The following is a 19,744-nucleotide window of genomic DNA, read 5'->3' as shown; positions in this document are numbered from 1 at the left end:
TATTTAAGTTTTATGTGGTATTAAAATAAATTAAATTGGTTTTATTGGAAGAAATTCCAAACCAAACCAAATCTGATTACGAAATCACGATACGGATTATCAGGAGCTGAATAATAATTGCTTCCTGAAAATAGAGCGTTTATATGTTCGGCTTTTACATAGAAACGTGTTTGACGAATTCGAGCATTGATAAAAACATCAAAGGTGGCATAATTGCCAATTTCCTTAGTATTTTGTACAAAAAACTCTCCAATAACCGGGTTGTAACTATTTCCATAATATTTGGTAAAGTAGTTAAATACAACTCCTCCCTGAGCATATAATGCTTTTTTGAAAAAGTAGTTCGTGTAATAAATCGTATTTCTGGTTACAAAATCAGGCACATTTAAAATCAAATCTGACTGATCTACTTTTTGATACAACAAGGTGTTATCTAAGGCAAATTTTCCAAATTTAAATTCTTTATTGGCTTTAATCTCTAAATAGTTAATCACATTACCATATTGGGCAGGTTTTACTATTTGTGTTCGAACTGCCATTTGCTCAGGTGTTGCCTGATCTACAAAATACAAATGGTCTTTTAAAGTTGTATATTGAACTTCGGCATTTACCCATGGTGTTGAAACATTTGCTCCTAACAAATTTATTTTTTCATTTTTAAAATTGTTCGACCAGTTGTATTGCACATAACTGCTTTGGTATAAATTGTAATTATTATTAGGCAGTTTATTTATATTTCTATATCTAAAATCGAATTGTATTTTCTCATTTAAAGCATAACGCAATTTAGCATCAAGATCTGAAAGTGACTGGTTGGTGATTGATCTGGTGTACAAAAACCGACCATTCCATTTGTTTTTTTGGTATTCATATTGTCCTCCAAAATTATTGATCTGTAAAAATAAATTATCAGGAGTAACATTTCCTAAACTATCTCTCAAGATTCGATTATATGAATAATTTGATCTATAATCATCAACAAAGAAATTGAATTTTCCTAAAAGAGAATTTTCATAAGCCGCTCCAACTCTGTTGTAAAGTCTTTCAAAATGCGTTTGATCATTTATACTGCTTGTTACGTAAGATTCTCCAAAACGTTGTACTTGTTCCTGAAGTCCATCAACAGTTGAAAGAACGGTGGGCTGGTTGTACTCGAAAAATTTATTTTCGTAGTTAAACTGGTGGTTTATATATAAGTTATTATTTCCGTTTCTGGGATTTATTCTAAAAGCATGATCAAAAAACAAACGTCTTCCTTTTAAAAATGATTTTGCATCTGTTAAATAAACCTGCAAACGCTGACGGTTTTTAAAATCAGGATTACCGCTTTCAAAATCTTCTGGTGTTGTAATACCTCCATTTTCTTCATTTGAATTATCCTGATAGGTATAATGTGCATTTAATGCGTATCGTCTGTTTGTAGTGGCATAACTTGTTGTAAATCTAAAATTCCCGGCACTTACCAGTTGATTTATATAATCCCCCTCTGAACGTAATCCTCTATAAGCGATAGAAAAATTAAGATTTTTTGATGTGTTCAGCGTAATAAACGAATCTACATTTTGTCCTTTATTAATTGTTGTATTAAAAAACAATTCTGTTAAGGGTGTTGGAGCTGAATAATATCTTACCTCATCTGCTTGAATATAGTTATAATGTTTAGCACTGAAACCAATTTCAGGATACGGTGAATAACTTGTTAAACTATACTGTAAGATATTTAACGGCTGTCCTATATTAGGAAATTCTAAAAGACCAAAAAGATCTTTTCTAAGATGATTTTGCTTGTAAGCACTTTTTATAGTCAGAGAAGTATCAACATGTATAGTATCATGCTCCAACGTAATAATCTGATATTGATCTATCTTGGCTACTAATGACTTTTTCTTTTTAACAGTGTCTGTTATACTTGAATATTGTGAATTCATATCTAAACTGCCTTTTGAAGTAGTTTTTTCTTGAGAAAACAATAAAGTCGGTATAATTAATAGGTATAGAAAAATGAATATTCTCATTTGATAGCGTTATATAAAATTATTTCGGCAAAATTTGTTGAGCAAAGGTAAAAGATAAAAACGTATTAACGAAAAAAAACAAATTGTTAGTATTGAGAAGTTTTTAATGCTAAATAAAAAAAAACTGCCCAACATTTTGGGCAGTTTAACATCAAATTATAAAAATGTAATTACAATGGGTTTTGAACTATTAATGGGTTGGCATCTATTTCTGCTTGTGGCATTTGAAAAATAAATCTATTATCGCCTGCCGGAATATTAAACTTGCCAAATGCAGGATGATTTGAGTCATTATAATCTCTTGTTAAAGCGACTCCTAAACGTTTCATGTCGAACCAGGCACAGCCCTCTCCCCATAATTCAATTCTTTTTTGAAGAATTATTTCATTAATTAATTCCAAACCTGAATTTGTAGACAGCACATAAGCTGGATCCCTCGTCATTGTTATTTCGTATAGTACTTGTTTAGCCGAAGATTCATTTCCTGATCTGGCAAGTGCTTCAGCTTCTATATAATACATTTCAGAAGATCTTAAATAAATATAACTTCCCGAATCAATAGTCGGATCTCTAAATTTTATATTTGCATAAGCTGGCAAAGATGGATAAGTTGTATTACCAGATGGCGAAACAAAGACATTTTTTCTAAAATCACTTTCTGAAATACTATTATATAAATTTTTGTCAATATTTTTATAAATCCCCATTCCTCCAGCGTATCCAGATGGATTTGTATTATCAAAATGTCCAAAGAAATTTGCAACAAAAGTACTAATTGAAGAATTTAATGTTGCCCCCCACATTGTTTCATTAGATTTGGTTATATAAAAACCGTTCATCCATTCCGCTTCATTAAGCAAAGTATATTTTTGTCTTGCCAAATGAGCCATATTTGCAGCGTCTGCATATTTTCCCATTTCCAAATATACCTCTGCTAGAAAAGCTTGTGCTACCGACTGATCTACAGAATCATTATTTGAACGTTTATATGATCCTAATAATTCAATTGATTCTTTCAAATCATTTTCTATTAGACTATATATATCAGTTACTGTAGATCTTGCCTTACCTTCTAATGTTGGTTCTGTATAAAGCGGCACACATAATTTAGCTTCATTATTAACATAAGTTGGCCCATAAGTACGTGCCAGCATAAAATAAAAGTAACCTCTTAAGGCTAGAGCTTGACCTCTAATTGATTTTAATTTTTCATCATTTGTGTTTGATGGAATACCGCCAAGCACAATATTTGTTGATTTAATTTGAGGATAATAAGTATTCCATACCAATCTGGATCTTGTGTTAGTTTGTTGTCTGCCAATATAAATATAGAATGACTGATACCAGCTTGCTTTCGTCATTAGCATATCATTAGACATCATATCCATTGCAGACAGCACGGATTTATGACCATAATCTTCATGATTACTTCCAATTGCTAATCCATATGATCTCAATGCAGAATAAATTCCACTTACGATAGCTTGATTAGCCGATGCAGAAGTGGCTAATTGTTCTTTATTAATTGTCGATTCAGGGACTGTATCCAAAAATTCTTTATCACATCCTGTAAGTGCCAATAGAAATACAATTACTATTACTGTTTTTTTCATTTTTAAAAATTTACTGTTAAACCAAATGAAACACTTTTCATTACACCATATACATTAAGAGACTGTCCATTATTTACCCTTTCTCCTAATCTATTTAATCTTGGATCCATGCCTTTTCTCTTAGACCATAATGCTAAATTTGAACCCATCAAAGTAAATTTTGTAGATTGGATACCTAAATCCCTAAGCCATGTTTCGTTATAATTGTATCCTATTGAAACATCCTGAAGGCTTATATAATCAGATTTTATTAAGAAATAATCAGAAGCAGCCATTTGAAAAGTTGAAATATGATCAATTCTTGGTATCTCAGAATTTGGATTATCAATTGTCCATCCTTTTGCAGCATCTTTATGATAATTCTGACCTATATTATCTGATCCGGAATACATTGCAGATTGGTAAACGCCATCATACATATAACCTCCAAATTGATAAGCAAAACTAGCTTGAAATGTGATGTCTTTGTATCTAAACAAAGTTCCAAAACCACCATAAACATCTGGATTGGCATCTTTTTTACTTAGATATGTTCCAGCATCTCCATAGACATTTGTAATTACTTTATTTCCCGTTAAGTTTCCATCGGCATCTTTCTCGTCTTTATACCATAACGCATCTCCATTTGTCTTATCAACTCCGGCAAATTCTCTTAAAAAATATGAATAAGCAGGAGCATCAACCTCAAAACGGTAAATTCCATCTGTGAATGCTTTTGGCAACGATGTTATCTTATTTTTATAACTTGTTCCATTACCCCAAATATTAAAATCTACATTTTCATTTTTAACAATATCAATTCCTAAGTTTATTTCAACTCCCTTATTCCCCATATCTCCTATATTTTTTGAAACAAAGGAAGTTCCTGTGGATAAAGCGATAGGAAAATTGTATATCAAATCACTAACATTTCTTTCAAAATATTCAGCTTCAATAGAAATTCTATCAAATAAGTTAATATCAAATCCAGCATTTAAATTTTTAGATTTTTCCCATTTAACACTTTTATCTGCTTCAAAAACATTTAAAACACTTGCATTACCCTCTGAATCCGGTACTATTTCATATTGGGTTTCGTAAGCATAATAGTTTCTCAAACTTCCAAAATAACTGCGATGACTAATTTGCGAAGTAACAGGATAATTTATATTGTCATTTCCTTGCTCTCCATAACTTCCTTTTATTCTAAAATCTGTAATCCATTTTGTTTTTGGAAAGAATGATTCTTTAATCACAGACCATGCAGCTCCAAAACCATAGAAATTACCCCATCTATTTTCAGGAGCAAATACTGAAGATCCATCTCTTCTAAAACTTCCGTTAACAAAATATTTATTTTTGTAGTTATAACTTAATCTAGAAAAATAACCTTCGACTTTATATAGATCATTATAACCGTCTAAATAACCATATTTAGTTGCATTACTAATAGTTGGCAAATTAGATATTACCACATTACTTTTTTGTCCTGCTAACATTTTTGAAGTAAAATCAGATGACTCATGACCAACTAATACATCAAATGTATGTTCTCCAAATTTTTTTTTCCAGGATAGTAATTGCTGATTAGTTAGTGTATATTCATTTTTAGAAGCAGTTCCTATTCTACCATTAACCCCCATATCATCTCCGCCTTCACCTGTTGTACTTGTCAAGTAATAACCAGATAATAAATCATATCCAATATTATATCTGAAATTAAATTCTTTTAAGAAATCAATAGAAATATATGCTCTGGCTCCAAATTTATTTTCTTCATTTAACTTTGTATTTAATAATGTAGTTGCGTATGGATTTAGATTTGAACCATATGGTCTGTCTCCTTGTTGATTAAAATCATAAGATTTAGTACCATTTTCATTATAAACCATATTACCATTTTCATCTCTTTGCCAAATAGTATATATAGGTGCTATATTTCTAGCCCAGCTAAACAAATTACTATAAGTTGAAGATGATGTTTTTGAAATTGGAGCATTTTGATTTGAATGTGCGTAATTTACATTTGTTCCAATTTTCACTGTACTAGAAACATTGTAATCTACATTAGCTCTCAACGTTACACGCTCAAAATTTGAATTGATAGTATAACCATCATCTGACAAATAACCAATAGATAAATAAGAATTAAGATTATCTGTACTGCTCGACAAACTTAAATATTGCTCTTGTCTAATAGCATCTCTAAATAATGCTTTTGACCAATCGTCATGATATAACAGCTTAGCATCAGCGTTTATTTCTCCTCTTTCCGGATTAATAACCTGATTATTTGCTACATTGTAATTATTATATCCAAGAGAATACGTCTCTCCAGTTATTAAATTTTGAGCCGCTATATTTGAAGCATTAACTGGTGTTTGCCCTTGATAAATTAATCCATTCCTAATCCTATTGTATACTGTTTTGTAGTAATCAGCTGGATTTTTAATCATATCATATTCAGGTACAGCTCTTGAATTGACTCCTATTTTAGTTTCATAGGTAACTGACAATTGTCCTTTCTTTCCTTTTTTAGTCGTAACAATGATTACCCCGTTTGCTCCCCTGCTTCCATATAATGCATTAGATGATGCATCCTTTAAAAAACTAATTGATTCAATATCCTGAGTTGATATAGAATTAATATCTCCATTAAATGGTATGCCATCTACTACATATAAAGGAGCATTCGAAGATGAAATCGACCCAATACCTCTAAACCTTACCTGAGGAGGATCTCCAGGCTGACCTGAATTTGCACTAATTTGTACACCAGCAACTTTTCCTGTTAGTGATTGTACCGCATTAGAAGCCTGAGAAGTCTCTAACATTTTTGAATCAATTTTAGATACAGCTCCTGTAATTTCTTGTTTTTTTTGTGTACCAAATGCTACAACTACTACCTCTTGTAATTCTTTACCATCTTCCTGCATTTTAGCATTCACAACTGAACTGCTTCCTACTGCAGCAACAAAATCCTGCATCCCCATATAAGAGAATATCAAAATATCTCCTGTTTTGGCCTTTACTGAATACTTCCCGTCAAAATCAGTTTGGGCACTGTTTTTGGTTCCTTTTACAATCACGTTGACTCCGGGAACCACTCCACCTCCATCTGTAACAACTCCTGAGATTGTTCTTTCTTGTGCAAATGAAAGCTGCAGACAGAACAACATCAACAATGTTAAAATAAACGTAAATTTTAATCTCATTTTAAAATTATTTTAAGTTAATAACTTGACAAAAATCAATTTATTTTCTTACAAAACAAATTTTAAAACGTTAAATATAAATACTTTTCTTACTTTAATATATAAATAAAGGAATAAAAAACTTAAAATTTATTCAAATTATTATACACTCAATTTTTTAATTAAATTCAGTGTTTTTTAAAAAACAAGCGTTTTAAATTTAATCATTTTGTTAAAAACTAAAAAAATGTCCAGTATTTTTTCAAAACAAAAGATTTTATTCTCTTTCTTTTCAAAGTGTCTTTTTAATGGTTTTTGAAAAAAAAATATAATATTTGTGCTTCAAAAAAATTAAAAATGCTGCAACTTAACTACTCAGGTTTTTCTTTAGAAACAGGAACTGACGAAGCTGGACGAGGATGTTTAGCGGGGCCAGTTACCGCAGCTGCGGTAATTTTACCCACTATTTTCGAAAATAAAATATTAAACGACAGTAAACAATTATCTGAAAAAGCACGCGCACTTTTAAAACCTATAATCGAAGAACAGGCTCTTTGTTTTTCTGTGACTCATTTATTCCCCAACGAAATTGACGAAATCAATATTTTAAACGCTTCAATGAAAGGAATGCAGGAATGCATTCTTAAATTAAAGCATATTCCAGAATATATTATTGTGGATGGAAACCGATCCTTAAACGCTAAATTGGGACTTAAAAATACTTTTGGGAAACAATTCTCTGACAAGGAAATTGAATTATTAAAATCAATTCCAAATCAAAGTATCATTAAAGGGGATGCAAAATTTCTAAGTATCGCTGCCGCTTCTGTATTAGCAAAAACATATAGGGACGAATATATGGATCAAATTCATGAAGAATTTCCAATGTATAACTGGAAACAAAACAAAGGATATCCAACGAAAGAACATCGTGAAGCCATTAAAAAATATGGCACAACAAAATATCATCGAATGAGTTTTAGGCTTTTACCAGATCAATTAGAGCTTAATTTTTTCGAATAATAGAAAAGACTTATCTAGAAACGATAAGTCTTTTTTAAAGTAAAATAATCTATAGCGAAACACCAAGTTAACCACACAACGCTTTTTTCTCAAAAAACATTTTAAGATCCTTTTCCCATTTTAATATATCTTCTTCAGAAGCACGATCTGCTTTATCAAAATAAAAATGTTTTTTGATTTCTAAACCACAATATGTAAAAATTCCAGTATCGGAAGTTAATGCCAAAGCTTTATCCATACCCATTTCTTCATATTCAGTATTTGACTTTCCGTGCGAATTAATAATAACGGTATGCTTTCCGGTCAATAATCCTTTCTGAACGCCTTGATCATATCTATATGCAAATCCGTAGCTAAAAACACGATCGATGTAACCTTTCATAACAGCTGGCATTCCTGTCCACCAAATAGGATAAATAAAAATAATCTGATCTGCCCAGGAAATAAAATCCTGCTCTTTTTTTACATCTTCAGAAACTTGTCCCATTCTTTGTCCGTGCATATCGTTTAAAGAAAGAACCGGATTAAAATTGATTTCATTTAAGTCCCGAACTACGATTTCTTCTCCTGATTTTTTTAGAATTTCAAGAATTGTTTGTTTAAAGAAATGATTTAAACTTGCTGGATTTGGGTGCGCGTAAATAATTAAATTTTTCATGTTTTTTATTTTTAAAGATTGAACATGACAAATGTAAAACGCTTGTTTGGGCAGCAATTGTAAGAAAACGAAATCGGCTTTATTGCTCTTTTGAGCTGCATATATCGTTTTGAAATTTGAGGAATTTCGTTGGAGAAATATTCATATAATATTTAAAGTCATGAATAAGCTGACTTTGGTCGTAATAACCGCATTCGTCAACAATCGTTATCCAATCTGTTTTAGACTCGTTTATTATATTTTTCTGAATTTTATTTACTGCTTTTAGAAACCTTCCGTACCGATTGGCTTCTTTAATCGTATATCCAAAAATCTTTTTTTGATTGAGTTGAATATTTCTTTCCGTTTGATTAATCTGCGAAGCAATTGTTTTTATCGGATTTAGATTCTCGTTCTGAAAATCTGTCAAAAGTGTCGTAATTTCTTTTTGTTCTCTCAAATAGGGTTTACAGAAATCTAAAATATAATCAACACGTTCTTTTGTATCAGAAAGTTTTTGAAGTTCTTCCCACAAAAGAGTAAAGCAATTTTCATTGATTAAATCATCAGGATGAATGGGGAGAGAATCAAAAAGGACGTCGCCAAAAAATCTGTAAAAAGCATCTTCTTTAAAATTGGCTGCTAAAATTTCTGAATTAGGTTCCAAAGTATAATCAAAAGCTTGTTTTACCGGACCTAAAACAATGCATTTTTCCACCTCCAAAAAAGTATTCTGCTGTGATTTTAAAGATGATTTTGTTCCGAAGTTAAAAACAAGAATGGTTTGAAAACTCGGCAATAAGGTTTTTGTGATAGGAAATTCTGTTTTATTTTCGGCAAAATAAAAGTGCGAAAAAACAGTTTCAAATGCTGAAGGAACCGCAATTCTGTAATTGTTATTTTCTTCAGCATTTTTCATCCTATATTTTTTGGAAGCTTATTTAATAAATTCTGCTTCAAATAAATGGGTTAGATGTTTTATGATTTTAGACTTTACTTCGTCTTCATCTACTTTTTCTACGCCAAGTTCTACATTTAAAGAGGTAACGCCTTTTCCGCGAATACCACACGGAATTATATTATCAAAATAACCTAAATCTACGTTGACATTTAAAGCAAATCCGTGCATCGTTACCCATCGTGAAGCACGAACACCCATTGCGCATATTTTGCGTGCAAACGGAGTTCCAACTCCTAGCCAGACTCCTGTTTCACCTTCGCTCCTGCCCGACTCTAATCCGTAGTCTGCCAAAGTCAAAATCATAGATTCTTCAAGCAAACGCAGGTATTTATGAATATCTGTAAAGAAATTTTCTAAATCCAGAATTGGATATCCTACAATTTGTCCCGGTCCGTGATACGTTATATCACCGCCGCGATTGATTTTATAAAAAGTCGCTCCTTTTGCTTCGAGCTGTTTTTCGTTTAATAATAAGTTTTCTAAATCACCGCTTTTGCCTAAAGTATAAACATGCGGATGCTCAACAAACAATAAATAATTGGATGTTGGCAAGTCTAGTTCTTCTCTTCTGTTTTTGATTTTTAAATCAACAATATCCTGAAAAAGTTTTTCCTGATATTCCCAAGTCGATTTATAATCTCTGTTTCCCAGATCCTGAAGTTGAATTGTTTTATTCATTTTAATTATTTTTCAAACTCAACATCAAAGTTAAGTTTATCAGGATTCTCCATATAATCCGTGAAAGAGTATTGAATTGTAATTGATTTTCGGTCGTCGCTGAATAATGCGTTTGGATTGGATACTTTTTTAATCTTTTTTGGAAAATGATATTTCACCACATAAGTCGATGAAGCGAACACCATTTTAGACATATCTGCGGCAGAATCCTTTGCTTTTTGTGCCTTTTTTTGAGTGTCGATAACTGCTTTTCTGGTGAATTTTTTTCCATCGTAACTGTAACTCAATTTGCTGTAATTATCTCCAAAACCACTTCCAAGGGGAGATGCAGCAGCTCCGCCTTCAAGTTTTTGAAGTGTACTGAGGGTTTGCAGAATATCCTGCATTTCATTTACGTTTTTAAAATCCGTAGACAGCGTCATTAGAAACTGCTTTTTCTCAGAACTCATTTTAGTATTTACTACAAAGTTTTCGAGTTTTTTAATTTCTTTTTGAGCTTCGGGAGACAGCTTTGAGATACTGTCTTTTTTCTCATCAAATAATTGTTTAAAAGTAAAACTTGAATCGATCTCTTTTTTAGCATCGGCTCCCATTTGATTTCCGATCTGGTCGCCAGCCATTTCCATTAAAGCAGAACCATCCATGTCTACAGAAAATTTTCCTGTTCCGTTATCGTTGATGTGAATGTTTTCGGTGAAAGTACAACTTGTTAAAGCTGCTATTAAAAAAGAAAAACTAAGTAGTTTATATAATTTCATCGTAGTATAATTTTTTATCAAATATACGAACTCTATTTTGTTTTTAAAGATTCTGAGGTTCTGAGATTCTAAGCTGCTGAGATTGGAAATTGTTTTTGACATAAGGTACCCAGAAATTTTACGGGTGGCAGAGATTTAAGCCGCTATTTTTGTTTGCTCCTGCTTTGCCAAAGTCTTAAACTTTGACGAAATTCCTAACTGTAATAAAAAAAACTTGCTCAATCCTAACCATCCGCAAAATCCGCGCACCATTTCTAAATCATTTTACAGATTGAAACCCAATAAATTGTTGCTGTAAAAAATCTAAAATCTGCATTCTAAAATCTACATTCTTTTCTTTATCTTTGCACACTTAAAAAAAGAGCACAAAATGGCATTATCAGAACAAGAAATCATCAGAAGAGAAAAACTTCAAAACTTACGCAGTCTGGGAATCAATCCTTATCCAGCTAATCTTTTTCCTGTAAATCATACTTCTAAGCAAATAAAGGAGTCATTTGAAGAAGGTAAGAAGGTTATTGTTGCGGGTCGTTTGATGAGCGTGAGAGATCAGGGAAAAGCTTGTTTTGCTGAATTGCAGGATAGCGAAGGACGTATTCAATTGTACGTAAACCGCGATGTTTTGTGTGAAGGTGACGATAAAACTTTATACAACCAGGTATTTAAAAAATTAACTGATTTAGGTGACTTTATTGGTATTGAAGGAGAATTGTTTACTACGCAAGTTGGTGCAAAATGTATTCGTGTAAGCGGATTTACTTTCTTGAGTAAAACATTACGTCCGCTTCCTTTACCTAAGGTCGATGAAGAAGGAAATATTCACGATGCATTTAATGATGCTGAGTTACGTTACAGAATGCGTTATGTAGATTTAACAGTGAATCAACACGTAAAAGAAACATTCATCAAACGTACCAAATTATTTACTGCAATGCGTGGTTATTTTAACGACGCAGGATATTTGGAAGTTGATACTCCGGTTTTACAGTCAATTCCTGGTGGTGCTTCGGCTAGACCTTTTATTACACATCATAATTCACTTGATATTCCGCTTTATATGCGTATTGCGAATGAATTATATTTAAAAAGATTAATTGTTGGCGGCTTTGAAGGTGTTTATGAGTTCTCAAGAAACTTTCGTAACGAAGGAATGGACAGAACACATAATCCTGAATTTACCGCAATGGAAATATATGTAGCTTACAAAGACTACAACTGGATGATGGAATTTGCTGAAGGTTTGCTTGAGCATTGTGCAATTGCTGTAAATGGCACTAGCGAAGTGACTTTTGGTGAACACCAAATTAACTTTAAAGCGCCTTATGCACGCGTTACAATGACCGATTCTATCAAACATTTTACTGGTTTTGATATCTCAGGAAAAACCGAAGAAGAATTGTTTGAAGCGGCAAGAGGAATGGGAATTGACGTTGACAAAACAATGGGTAAAGGAAAATTGATTGATGAAATTTTTGGAGCTAAATGTGAAGGAAATTATATTCAGCCAACTTTTATTACTGATTATCCTAAAGAAATGTCGCCGCTTTGTAAAGAACACCGCGACAATCCTGAACTTACAGAACGTTTTGAACTAATGGTTTGTGGTAAAGAAATTGCAAATGCATATTCTGAATTAAATGATCCAATTGATCAGCGTGAGCGTTTTGAAGATCAAATGCGTTTGGCAGCAAAAGGAGACGATGAAGCAAATGGAATCATTGACGAGGATTTCTTAAGAGCTCTTGAATATGGTATGCCTCCAACGTCAGGAATGGGAATTGGAATGGATCGTTTGATTATGTATTTAACAAACAATGCTTCTATTCAGGAAGTATTATTGTTCCCGCAAATGCGTCCTGAGAAAAAACTAGCTCAGATTGAATTGTCTGACGAAGAAAAAATAATCATTACTTTATTGAAAGGAAACGAAAATAAAATGGAATTGTCGCAGCTAAAAGTTACCGCTAACTTAAGTGGTAAAAAATGGGATGCATCTATGAAAAACTTATCTAAACATGGTTTGACTAAAGTTGTCGTTGACGGCGAATTTAAAACTGTAGAATTGGCCGGATAACTTTTTTTAAAATTCCAAATTGATTTTTTATAAGTACAAACCCGACAGGTTTTAAAACCTGTCGGGTTTTTTATTTTTATTAAGGATACTTTTATATATTGAAAAATTAAGACCAGAATCAATCCATATTTACAAAAAACTGAAAAACAATGATTTAATATCAAAAAATTATTTTACAGCAAAATACATTACTAAATACTGAGATATTCTAATAAAATTAATCAAAATTGAGATTATTATTCAATACAGAATTGATTCTGTATTTACACTTTTTTAGCAAACAAATTACTACATTTGAAAAAAATTAGACCTCATATAAAGTCTATTTTTTTTTAAGCCAAATACAAAAAATTAACATTTTACAACCATATAATACTAATAAATGAAAATTAGAAAAATAAAAAATAACGAAGATTTAGCTACAGCTTATAACAAAAGAAGAAAGCGTTTCAAATTTGTTCTCATCACTATTATCTTTATTTCGACCACATCATTTTTGGGATATAAATATTTTAAAACTGAAACTAATAACACTAATCCAATTTGTTTAGGTACAGACACAAAAATCTATGAAAGCTACAAAGATGCTGTTGTACTTATAAAACATAGATACGGCTATTTTACAAAGATTAATGGGAAAGAATTCCAACTTACTGTTCAGGACGCCAAAGAAGAAACAATTTACGGGACTGGTTTTTTTGTAGATACAAACGGAAATATGATAACCAATAGTCATGTTTTACAACCATGGAATTCATCCGAGGAAGACAGTGAAAAAGTAAGTACTACTATACGAAATCTAACAATGAAGATTGCTTCTATTCTTACTACTGATATTTCTGAAGATGAATATGAAAGTTTTATTCACAGAAACTGGAAAGATGCTTCAGTATCCTACAATGGTGAAGGCGAAGGTGAAGGTGATGGAGATTATGAAGAACCTAGCGAGTCCAGAGGTGAAGAATTTGTTAGTTCTAATGAAACAGAAACAGATACATCACAAGTATCAACAGATATTGCAGCATCTATTCCGGTAAAAGAATATGTTTCTATGGAAAATATTGAAGTATATGTAAAAACCTTAGACATCGAAATAGCTATTCATAATTCTGATAATGAGTGGCTTAATTGTGAAATTAAAAAAGTTTCAGAAGACGCCAATATTGATTTAGGCATTTTACAACTAACCAATCATAAAACCCCAGAAACTGTTACTAATATTATCAATCTGGATAATGCCATTGAAGATGATGCATCTTTAGCTCCTGGTCAAAAAGCGATAATGGTGGGTTATCCGCTGGGAATGGATTTGGCACAGACAAATTCAGGACTAAAAGTACAGCTTTATAATGGCCAAATAAGTAAAGAGTCAGACGGTAATAAAATTCAATATAGTATAACCTCTACGCATGGTGCCAGCGGTGCACCGGTTTTTAATGAATGTGGCCAACTGATTGCAGTTAATTTCAGTGGAGTAGATCAGGTTCAGGGTATAAATTTTGGAATCGTGGCTAAACATATTAACTCTCTTTAGTTTGAAAAAGCAAAAAAAGCTTTTAATTGCACGGAATTTTCCTACATTTACAGTCAAATAAAAAATCACGCTTATTAATTATGAATAAAATTTTTAATATCTGCGCACTACTGTTCTTTAGTGTCGTTTTTTCACAGATTCCAACTCTGGATGTCGAAAATCAGAAAAAAAATACTGTAGTCTTACAGGAAGTAAAAATTGAAACTGAAATTTTAGGAAATCTTGCAGCAACAACTGCAACATATAAATTCTACAATCCTGGTGACAGAATTTTAGAAGGAAAACTTACCATTCCGTTACCTGAAGGAGTAAGTGTAAGCGGTTATGCTTTAGACATAAACGGAAGCTTAAGAGACGCGGTTCCTGTTCCAAAAGAACGAGCTAAAGAAGTATTTGAAAGTATTGAAAAAAGAAATGTAGATCCTGGTATTATTGAAAAAGTAGCCGGAAATAATTTTAGAACCAGAATCTATCCAATTACCGCTAGAAGCAGCAGAACTATTAAGATTACATACAATCAGGAATTAAAAAATTCCGCAACAGAGTATCTCTATTTTTTAAGTTTTGCCAATGCAGTTAATGTTCCAAAATTCAATCTAAAAGTATTAGTTACTGAAAGTCAGGCTACTCCTAAAATTACGGAAAATCCAGACGGAAATTTTACTTTTAAAAAGCAAGGAAATCAATGGATTGCTGAGATTAACAAAACAAATTTCACGCCAAATGAAAGTCTTAAAATAAGTATTCCAAAAGTAAACGAGTCGTCCAATGTACTGCTTAAAAAAGCCTCTGACGATAAATTTTATTTTGCTGCAAGTGTTTCAATGAATTTCCCTGTAAAAGAAAAAACAAAATCTCAAAAAATTGCTATTATTTGGGATAATTCATTCAGCGGATCAAAGAGAAATCACCAAAAAGAACTGGACTTTCTTAATGCTTATTTTTTAGAGAACAAGGATATTGCTGTATCTTTTGCTCTCTTAAATAATACTCTAGAGAAAACTGAAGAATTTACTGTTTCTGGAGGAAACTGGGGCGCATTAAAAGACAGAATCCTTAATCTGAAATATGATGGAGGAACTGACTTTAGTGCTTTAAAAGAAATACCGCAAATAGACCAATATCTTTTATTTTCTGACGGAATTTCAAATTTTGGAGATTTAACTTTAAAATTCAAAAAACCGCTCAACAGTATAACAAGCACTCCAACTTCTGATTTTAACCTGCTTAAACTTTTAGCATCGCAATCTGGAGGAAATTTTATCAATCTTAACGAATTAGATACTCCATCTGCTTTAAAAACTTTTAATAGACTTCCTATCATATTTTTAGGTTTTAAAGAAACTAATACAATTCAGGAATTGTTTCCAAATGTGGGAACTGCAGTAAATGAGCCTGTCAATATATTTGGAATTGCATCTGCAAATTTGGGCAAGCTTACTGCTGTTTTTTCTGTAGGAAACAAAAAATTTGAAGTCCCTGTAGATTTTAATACAGCTGTACAAGAAGATAAATGGCCAATTGCACAATTTTGGGCACAACGAAAAATTAATGATCTTGAACTTAATTCAACTCAAAACAGTGATGAAATCAGAAATTTGAGCGAACAGTTTGGAGTGGTAAGCAAAAATACCAGTCTTATAGTATTGGATGATGTCAATGATTATGTACGTTTTGGCATCACTCCTCCACAAGAATTATTAGCAGAATACAATAAAATCGTTTCCCAGAATAAAAGACAAATTTTAGAACAAAGAAAAAATCTTCTATCAAAAGCTTTTGATAAAACACGCGAACTGACAACTTGGTGGAATACCGAATTTAAACCTACAGAAAAGAAACAGTATCCTACATTGTCTAAGCAGTCATTAAAATCGGGACAAGAAAGTGCTGTTAGCGACAATGCTGTATATGCTGCAAGTGCTGAAACAAGGAACTCCATTGCCGATAAAAAAACATCCACAGGTAAAATAACTTTGGTAGATGTAGAAAGCAATCAAGAGTACATGAAAGATTTTCAGACTTTACAGTCGCCTGAATTGATTTACCAAAAATATCTTGAAAATCGTCCTAAATATGAAAAACAGGTAACGTACTATTTTGATGTTTCTAAACTGCTATTCAAAAAAGGTGACAAAGTACTTTCTCTAAAGGTTTTAAGCACATTAGCAGAACTTGATTTGGAGAATGAAGAACTATACAAAACGATATCTTATTTATTGAAACAGAGAGGTAATTATGACAAAGAATTGTGGATTACCCAAAAGATTCTAGAATGGAGACCATTTGATCCTCAAAGTCATAGAGATTATGCATTGGCTTTGGTTGACAATAAAAAACCTCAAGAAGCTCTTAATGTTTATAAAGCTATGCTATATCAGGAATATACAGATGAAATTTCTGTTAGAGATACTGGTATTGAAGAGATTTTGATTATGGAAATCAATAATATTTTGAGCCAAAACAAAAACGTTGATGCAAGCAAAGTCGATGATCGATTAAAAGCAAATCTTCCAGTAGACATCCGCGTTGTAATTAACTGGAATAAAGACAATACAGATATTGATCTTTGGGTTACAGATCCTAAAGGAGAAGACTGTTCTTACTCACATAGATCTACGGAAATTGGAGGAAGATTAAGTAACGATTTCACTCAGGGTTTTGGTCCTGAACAATTTTTACTCAAAAAAGCTGTCAAAGGGAAATATAAAATTAAAACCAATTTTTTCGGTGAGAGACAGAATATTCTTTCTGGTCCAACAACTGTAATGGCAGAAGTATACTTATACTATTCTGACGGAAGACAAGAGCGAAAAATTGCTGTTTTCCAGAGCCAGAAAGAAAACAAGCGTGAAAGCGATAGTAAAATTCTCATTGGAGAATTTGATTTTTAGAAATTCTAAAATTAACTAATATATCAAACCCGACAGGTTTTAAAACCTGTCGGGTTTTGTTTTTTAAAATGAATACTTCTCATATTTTTGATCATGAACATCCAAAACCTTAGTACTTTCTTTTGGAACATCACCTTTCCATTTTTCTTCTATTGATGGATTCGAAGGATATTTTCCATTTTTCAATTTTATATGATGAAATAAGCCACCGCTTTTCATCAAAAGATCATAAAAATTTTCCGTTGATGAAGTCGTCACATAAATGGGAAAATCGGTTACGGTAAAATGATTAAGTACACTTCCGTCATTATTCAAAATATAACCTGAACAACCTCCGCTTCCGCAGAAATAGGAATTAGAAAAACCAACAAAGTATTCGTTTTTCTTATCGTTATTTAGATCAAATTCTTCATAATAAAAATAACGATCCTCTTTTGTCATTGCAGGAATGTCTTTTTTTAATAGAACATTTAATTGTTTCCTGATCAATTCAACTGCTTTATCATCTCTTGGCGGAGCATCACTTAAATCTGCCGTTCCTCCTATTGTTTTAGATAATGTATCCTGAACAATAGTTTTGATGATATTTTTGGATTCGTTTTTATTCTGACATGAACATAATGCCAGAATTGAAACTAGAATTAGAACTTTATTTTTCATAATCTGATATTTTAAATTATATTTTTTTCCAAACCTGACAGGTTTCATCCCGAGGCTTCGGGGTTTTCGGGTTCCGCCTAAGGTAATTTAAACCAGCAGAGCCGCTTTATTCTCAATATAATTTTGGGTCAACAACGATTTTATATTATTAAAAGTCACCAACGCAATTTGTGTCAAAGCCTCATTAGTAAAAAATGCCTGATGCGCCGTTACCAAAACATTTGGAAAACTCATTAAACGCTGAATGGCATCATCCTGAATAATATCGGCAGACAAATCTCTAAAAAACAGCTTTTCTTCCTGTTCGTAAACATCGATTCCTAAATAACCAATTTTCCCTTCTTTCAAACCTTCAATTACACTCGAAGTTTCTATTAATCCACCGCGACTTGTATTGATAATCATAACATTATCTTTCATTGAAACAATAGAATCTTTGTTTATAATGTGTTTAGTCTGATCATTTAAAGGGCAATGAAGCGAAATAATATCACTCGATTTAAAAATCTCTTCTAAGCCAGTAAAAGAAACACCATCTTTAATCATTTCATCATTTGCAACAATATCATAAGCCAAAACTTTACAGCCAAATCCCAAAGCTATTTTGGCAAACGCTTTTCCAATATTTCCCGTTCCTATGATTCCAATTTTTTTTCCAAACAAATCAAAACCCAACAATCCGTTTAGAGAGAAATTTTGTTCACGAACTCTGTTATACGCTTTATGTGTTTTTCTATTTAAAGTTAAAATCATCGCCATTGCGTGCTCCGCAACTGCTTGCGGCGAATAAGCCGGAACACGACAAACTTTAAGATTGTATTTTTTTGCTGCTTCCAGATCAACATTATTAAAACCTGCACAACGTAACGCAATGATTTTTACATTTTTTTCGGCCAATTGCTTGATTACTGCTTCGTTTACAATATCATTTACGAATACACAAACAATTTCAGCGTTTTCAATTAAAATTACGGTCTGTGGATTCAATTGTGTTTCGAAAAAGTCTAATTCAAAACCAAAGTCAGTATTGTATTTATTAAAGAAAGTTTTGTCGTAAGGCTGAGTTGAGAAAAAAGCAATTTTACTCATAATGTTTTCTGGATTTTAATTTGTTGATAGCTTAAAAATAAGAAAATATTTTCAATCTTATAATGTATAAGCGGTTTCATTTCAAAAGTTAAATACACAATCTAAACAATATAAATTAAACCAATTCAGTTTATTATAGTCTAACCCCTATAACTTTAAAAAGACAAATCATGAAAAAATTATTTATAGCTGCAATGTTATTTGTTGGAATAGCAAGCTTTGCACAAGATACAGATCAAAAACCAGCACGTGAACAAAAGGAAAGATTAACCCCGGAACAACGTAATGAAAAACAATTACAAAAACTGACTTCTGAATTGAGTTTAAACGCCAATCAACAAGCTCAGGTAAAACAATTGCTGGCTGAGAGAAGCGCAAAAGCAGAAAAACTCAGAGAGGAAAGAAAGGATAAAAAAGACAGCAGCACTAAACTGACTGAAGCTGAAAGGGAAGCTGTTAAAAATGAACTGAAAGCTGAAAAAGAAGCTAATGATGCTAAAATGAAAACAATTTTAACTGCTGATCAGTACACAAAATGGCATTCTTTAAAAGAAAAAAATAAAGACAAAGCCAAAGAAAAAATGAAAGAGTACAAAAAAGAAAACAACTAATTTTAGTTTACAAAAAAGAGGCCG

The 19,744-nt window shown here is 32.0% G+C and carries 14 protein-coding genes; 5 read left to right on the top strand and 9 right to left on the bottom strand.

The features are described 5' to 3' along the window. Positions 1-41 precede the first annotated feature (41 nt). The 3 genes from L1276_RS19775 to L1276_RS19765 form a co-directional block, all read right to left on the bottom strand. The gene (locus tag L1276_RS19775) at positions 42-2,015 is read right to left on the bottom strand and encodes a putative porin (RefSeq protein ID WP_253790908.1); all 1,974 of its coding nucleotides are present in this window, start codon (positions 2,013-2,015) and stop codon (positions 42-44) included. Positions 2,016-2,185: 170 nt separating this feature from the next. Beyond that, entirely contained in the window at positions 2,186-3,565 is a 1,380-nt protein-coding gene (locus L1276_RS19770) for a RagB/SusD family nutrient uptake outer membrane protein (protein WP_253790906.1), read from the bottom strand. Positions 3,566-3,630: 65 nt separating this feature from the next. After that, positions 3,631-6,822 (bottom strand): SusC/RagA family TonB-linked outer membrane protein, encoded by a 3,192-nt coding sequence (locus tag L1276_RS19765; protein WP_253790904.1) that lies wholly within the window; start codon positions 6,820-6,822, stop codon positions 3,631-3,633. A gap of 336 nt (positions 6,823-7,158) precedes the next feature. On the opposite strand from L1276_RS19765, the gene L1276_RS19760 reads away from it, so the two are divergent. Further along, positions 7,159-7,824 (top strand): ribonuclease HII, encoded by a 666-nt coding sequence (locus L1276_RS19760; protein ID WP_253790902.1) that lies wholly within the window; start codon positions 7,159-7,161, stop codon positions 7,822-7,824. 67 nt (positions 7,825-7,891) lie between these two features. Here the strand turns inward: L1276_RS19760 and L1276_RS19755 are convergent, their stop codons facing one another. The 4 genes from L1276_RS19755 to L1276_RS19740 all read right to left on the bottom strand — a co-directional run bounded on the left by L1276_RS19755 (position 7,892) and on the right by L1276_RS19740 (position 10,858). Next, positions 7,892-8,482: an NAD(P)H-dependent oxidoreductase gene (locus tag L1276_RS19755; RefSeq protein WP_253790900.1), complete on the bottom strand. Its 591-nt coding sequence runs from the start codon at positions 8,480-8,482 to the stop codon at positions 7,892-7,894. 79 nt (positions 8,483-8,561) lie between these two features. Further along, the gene (locus L1276_RS19750) at positions 8,562-9,380 is read right to left on the bottom strand and encodes a DUF6597 domain-containing transcriptional factor (RefSeq protein ID WP_253790898.1); all 819 of its coding nucleotides are present in this window, start codon (positions 9,378-9,380) and stop codon (positions 8,562-8,564) included. A gap of 18 nt (positions 9,381-9,398) precedes the next feature. Then, positions 9,399-10,100: a lipoyl(octanoyl) transferase LipB gene (gene lipB / locus L1276_RS19745; RefSeq protein WP_253790896.1), complete on the bottom strand. Its 702-nt coding sequence runs from the start codon at positions 10,098-10,100 to the stop codon at positions 9,399-9,401. Between the two features lie 5 nt (positions 10,101-10,105). Next, positions 10,106-10,858, bottom strand: a complete 753-nt coding sequence (locus L1276_RS19740) for a hypothetical protein (RefSeq protein WP_253790894.1) — start codon at positions 10,856-10,858, stop codon at positions 10,106-10,108. A gap of 370 nt (positions 10,859-11,228) precedes the next feature. Between L1276_RS19740 and lysS the strand changes: the two genes are divergently transcribed. The 3 genes from lysS to L1276_RS19725 all read left to right on the top strand — a co-directional run bounded on the left by lysS (position 11,229) and on the right by L1276_RS19725 (position 17,360). Further along, positions 11,229-12,932, top strand: a complete 1,704-nt coding sequence (gene lysS / locus L1276_RS19735; RefSeq protein WP_253790892.1) for a lysine--tRNA ligase — start codon at positions 11,229-11,231, stop codon at positions 12,930-12,932. Positions 12,933-13,314: 382 nt separating this feature from the next. Next, positions 13,315-14,466 carry a serine protease gene (locus L1276_RS19730; RefSeq protein WP_253790890.1) on the top strand — a complete coding sequence of 384 codons (1,152 nt, stop codon included), beginning with the start codon at positions 13,315-13,317 and terminating at the stop codon, positions 14,464-14,466. 80 nt (positions 14,467-14,546) lie between these two features. Further along, positions 14,547-17,360, top strand: a complete 2,814-nt coding sequence (locus tag L1276_RS19725) for a VIT domain-containing protein (protein ID WP_253790888.1) — start codon at positions 14,547-14,549, stop codon at positions 17,358-17,360. 63 nt (positions 17,361-17,423) lie between these two features. Here L1276_RS19725 and L1276_RS19720 read toward each other — a convergent pair whose 3' ends face one another. Further along, positions 17,424-18,020, bottom strand: a complete 597-nt coding sequence (locus L1276_RS19720; RefSeq protein ID WP_253790886.1) for a hypothetical protein — start codon at positions 18,018-18,020, stop codon at positions 17,424-17,426. Positions 18,021-18,107: 87 nt separating this feature from the next. Then, on the bottom strand, positions 18,108-19,109 hold the full coding sequence (locus L1276_RS19715) for a 2-hydroxyacid dehydrogenase (protein ID WP_253790884.1): 1,002 nt from the start codon (positions 19,107-19,109) through the stop codon (positions 18,108-18,110). A 170-nt stretch (positions 19,110-19,279) separates the two neighbouring features. Here L1276_RS19715 and L1276_RS19710 point away from each other — a divergent pair, with 170 nt between their 5' ends. Next, positions 19,280-19,720 (top strand): hypothetical protein, encoded by a 441-nt coding sequence (locus tag L1276_RS19710; RefSeq protein ID WP_253790882.1) that lies wholly within the window; start codon positions 19,280-19,282, stop codon positions 19,718-19,720. Positions 19,721-19,744: the final 24 nt, after the last annotated feature.

Origin of the sequence: Flavobacterium sp. HSC-32F16 (genome assembly GCF_024171645.1) — a bacterium.
Taxonomy (GTDB): domain Bacteria; phylum Bacteroidota; class Bacteroidia; order Flavobacteriales; family Flavobacteriaceae; genus Flavobacterium.
Note: the sequence above shows the minus strand (reverse complement) of the source record. Positions and strands in the feature narration are given on the sequence as shown.

Excerpts from the sequence above, each read along its gene's own strand:
- L1276_RS19715 (WP_253790884.1), bottom strand. The coding sequence starts at position 19,109 with ATGAGTAAAATTGCTTTTTTCTCAACTCAGCCTTACGACAAAACTTTC.
- L1276_RS19750 (WP_253790898.1), bottom strand. The coding sequence starts at position 9,380 with ATGAAAAATGCTGAAGAAAATAACAATTACAGAATTGCGGTTCCTTCA.
- L1276_RS19765 (WP_253790904.1), bottom strand. The coding sequence starts at position 6,822 with ATGAGATTAAAATTTACGTTTATTTTAACATTGTTGATGTTGTTCTGT.
- lysS (WP_253790892.1), top strand. The coding sequence starts at position 11,229 with ATGGCATTATCAGAACAAGAAATCATCAGAAGAGAAAAACTTCAAAAC.
- L1276_RS19755 (WP_253790900.1), bottom strand. The coding sequence starts at position 8,482 with ATGAAAAATTTAATTATTTACGCGCACCCAAATCCAGCAAGTTTAAAT.
- L1276_RS19725 (WP_253790888.1), top strand. The coding sequence starts at position 14,547 with ATGAATAAAATTTTTAATATCTGCGCACTACTGTTCTTTAGTGTCGTT.
- L1276_RS19740 (WP_253790894.1), bottom strand. The coding sequence starts at position 10,858 with ATGAAATTATATAAACTACTTAGTTTTTCTTTTTTAATAGCAGCTTTA.
- L1276_RS19720 (WP_253790886.1), bottom strand. The coding sequence starts at position 18,020 with ATGAAAAATAAAGTTCTAATTCTAGTTTCAATTCTGGCATTATGTTCA.
- L1276_RS19760 (WP_253790902.1), top strand. The coding sequence starts at position 7,159 with ATGCTGCAACTTAACTACTCAGGTTTTTCTTTAGAAACAGGAACTGAC.
- L1276_RS19775 (WP_253790908.1), bottom strand. The coding sequence starts at position 2,015 with ATGAGAATATTCATTTTTCTATACCTATTAATTATACCGACTTTATTG.
- L1276_RS19730 (WP_253790890.1), top strand. The coding sequence starts at position 13,315 with ATGAAAATTAGAAAAATAAAAAATAACGAAGATTTAGCTACAGCTTAT.
- L1276_RS19710 (WP_253790882.1), top strand. The coding sequence starts at position 19,280 with ATGAAAAAATTATTTATAGCTGCAATGTTATTTGTTGGAATAGCAAGC.
- lipB (WP_253790896.1), bottom strand. The coding sequence starts at position 10,100 with ATGAATAAAACAATTCAACTTCAGGATCTGGGAAACAGAGATTATAAA.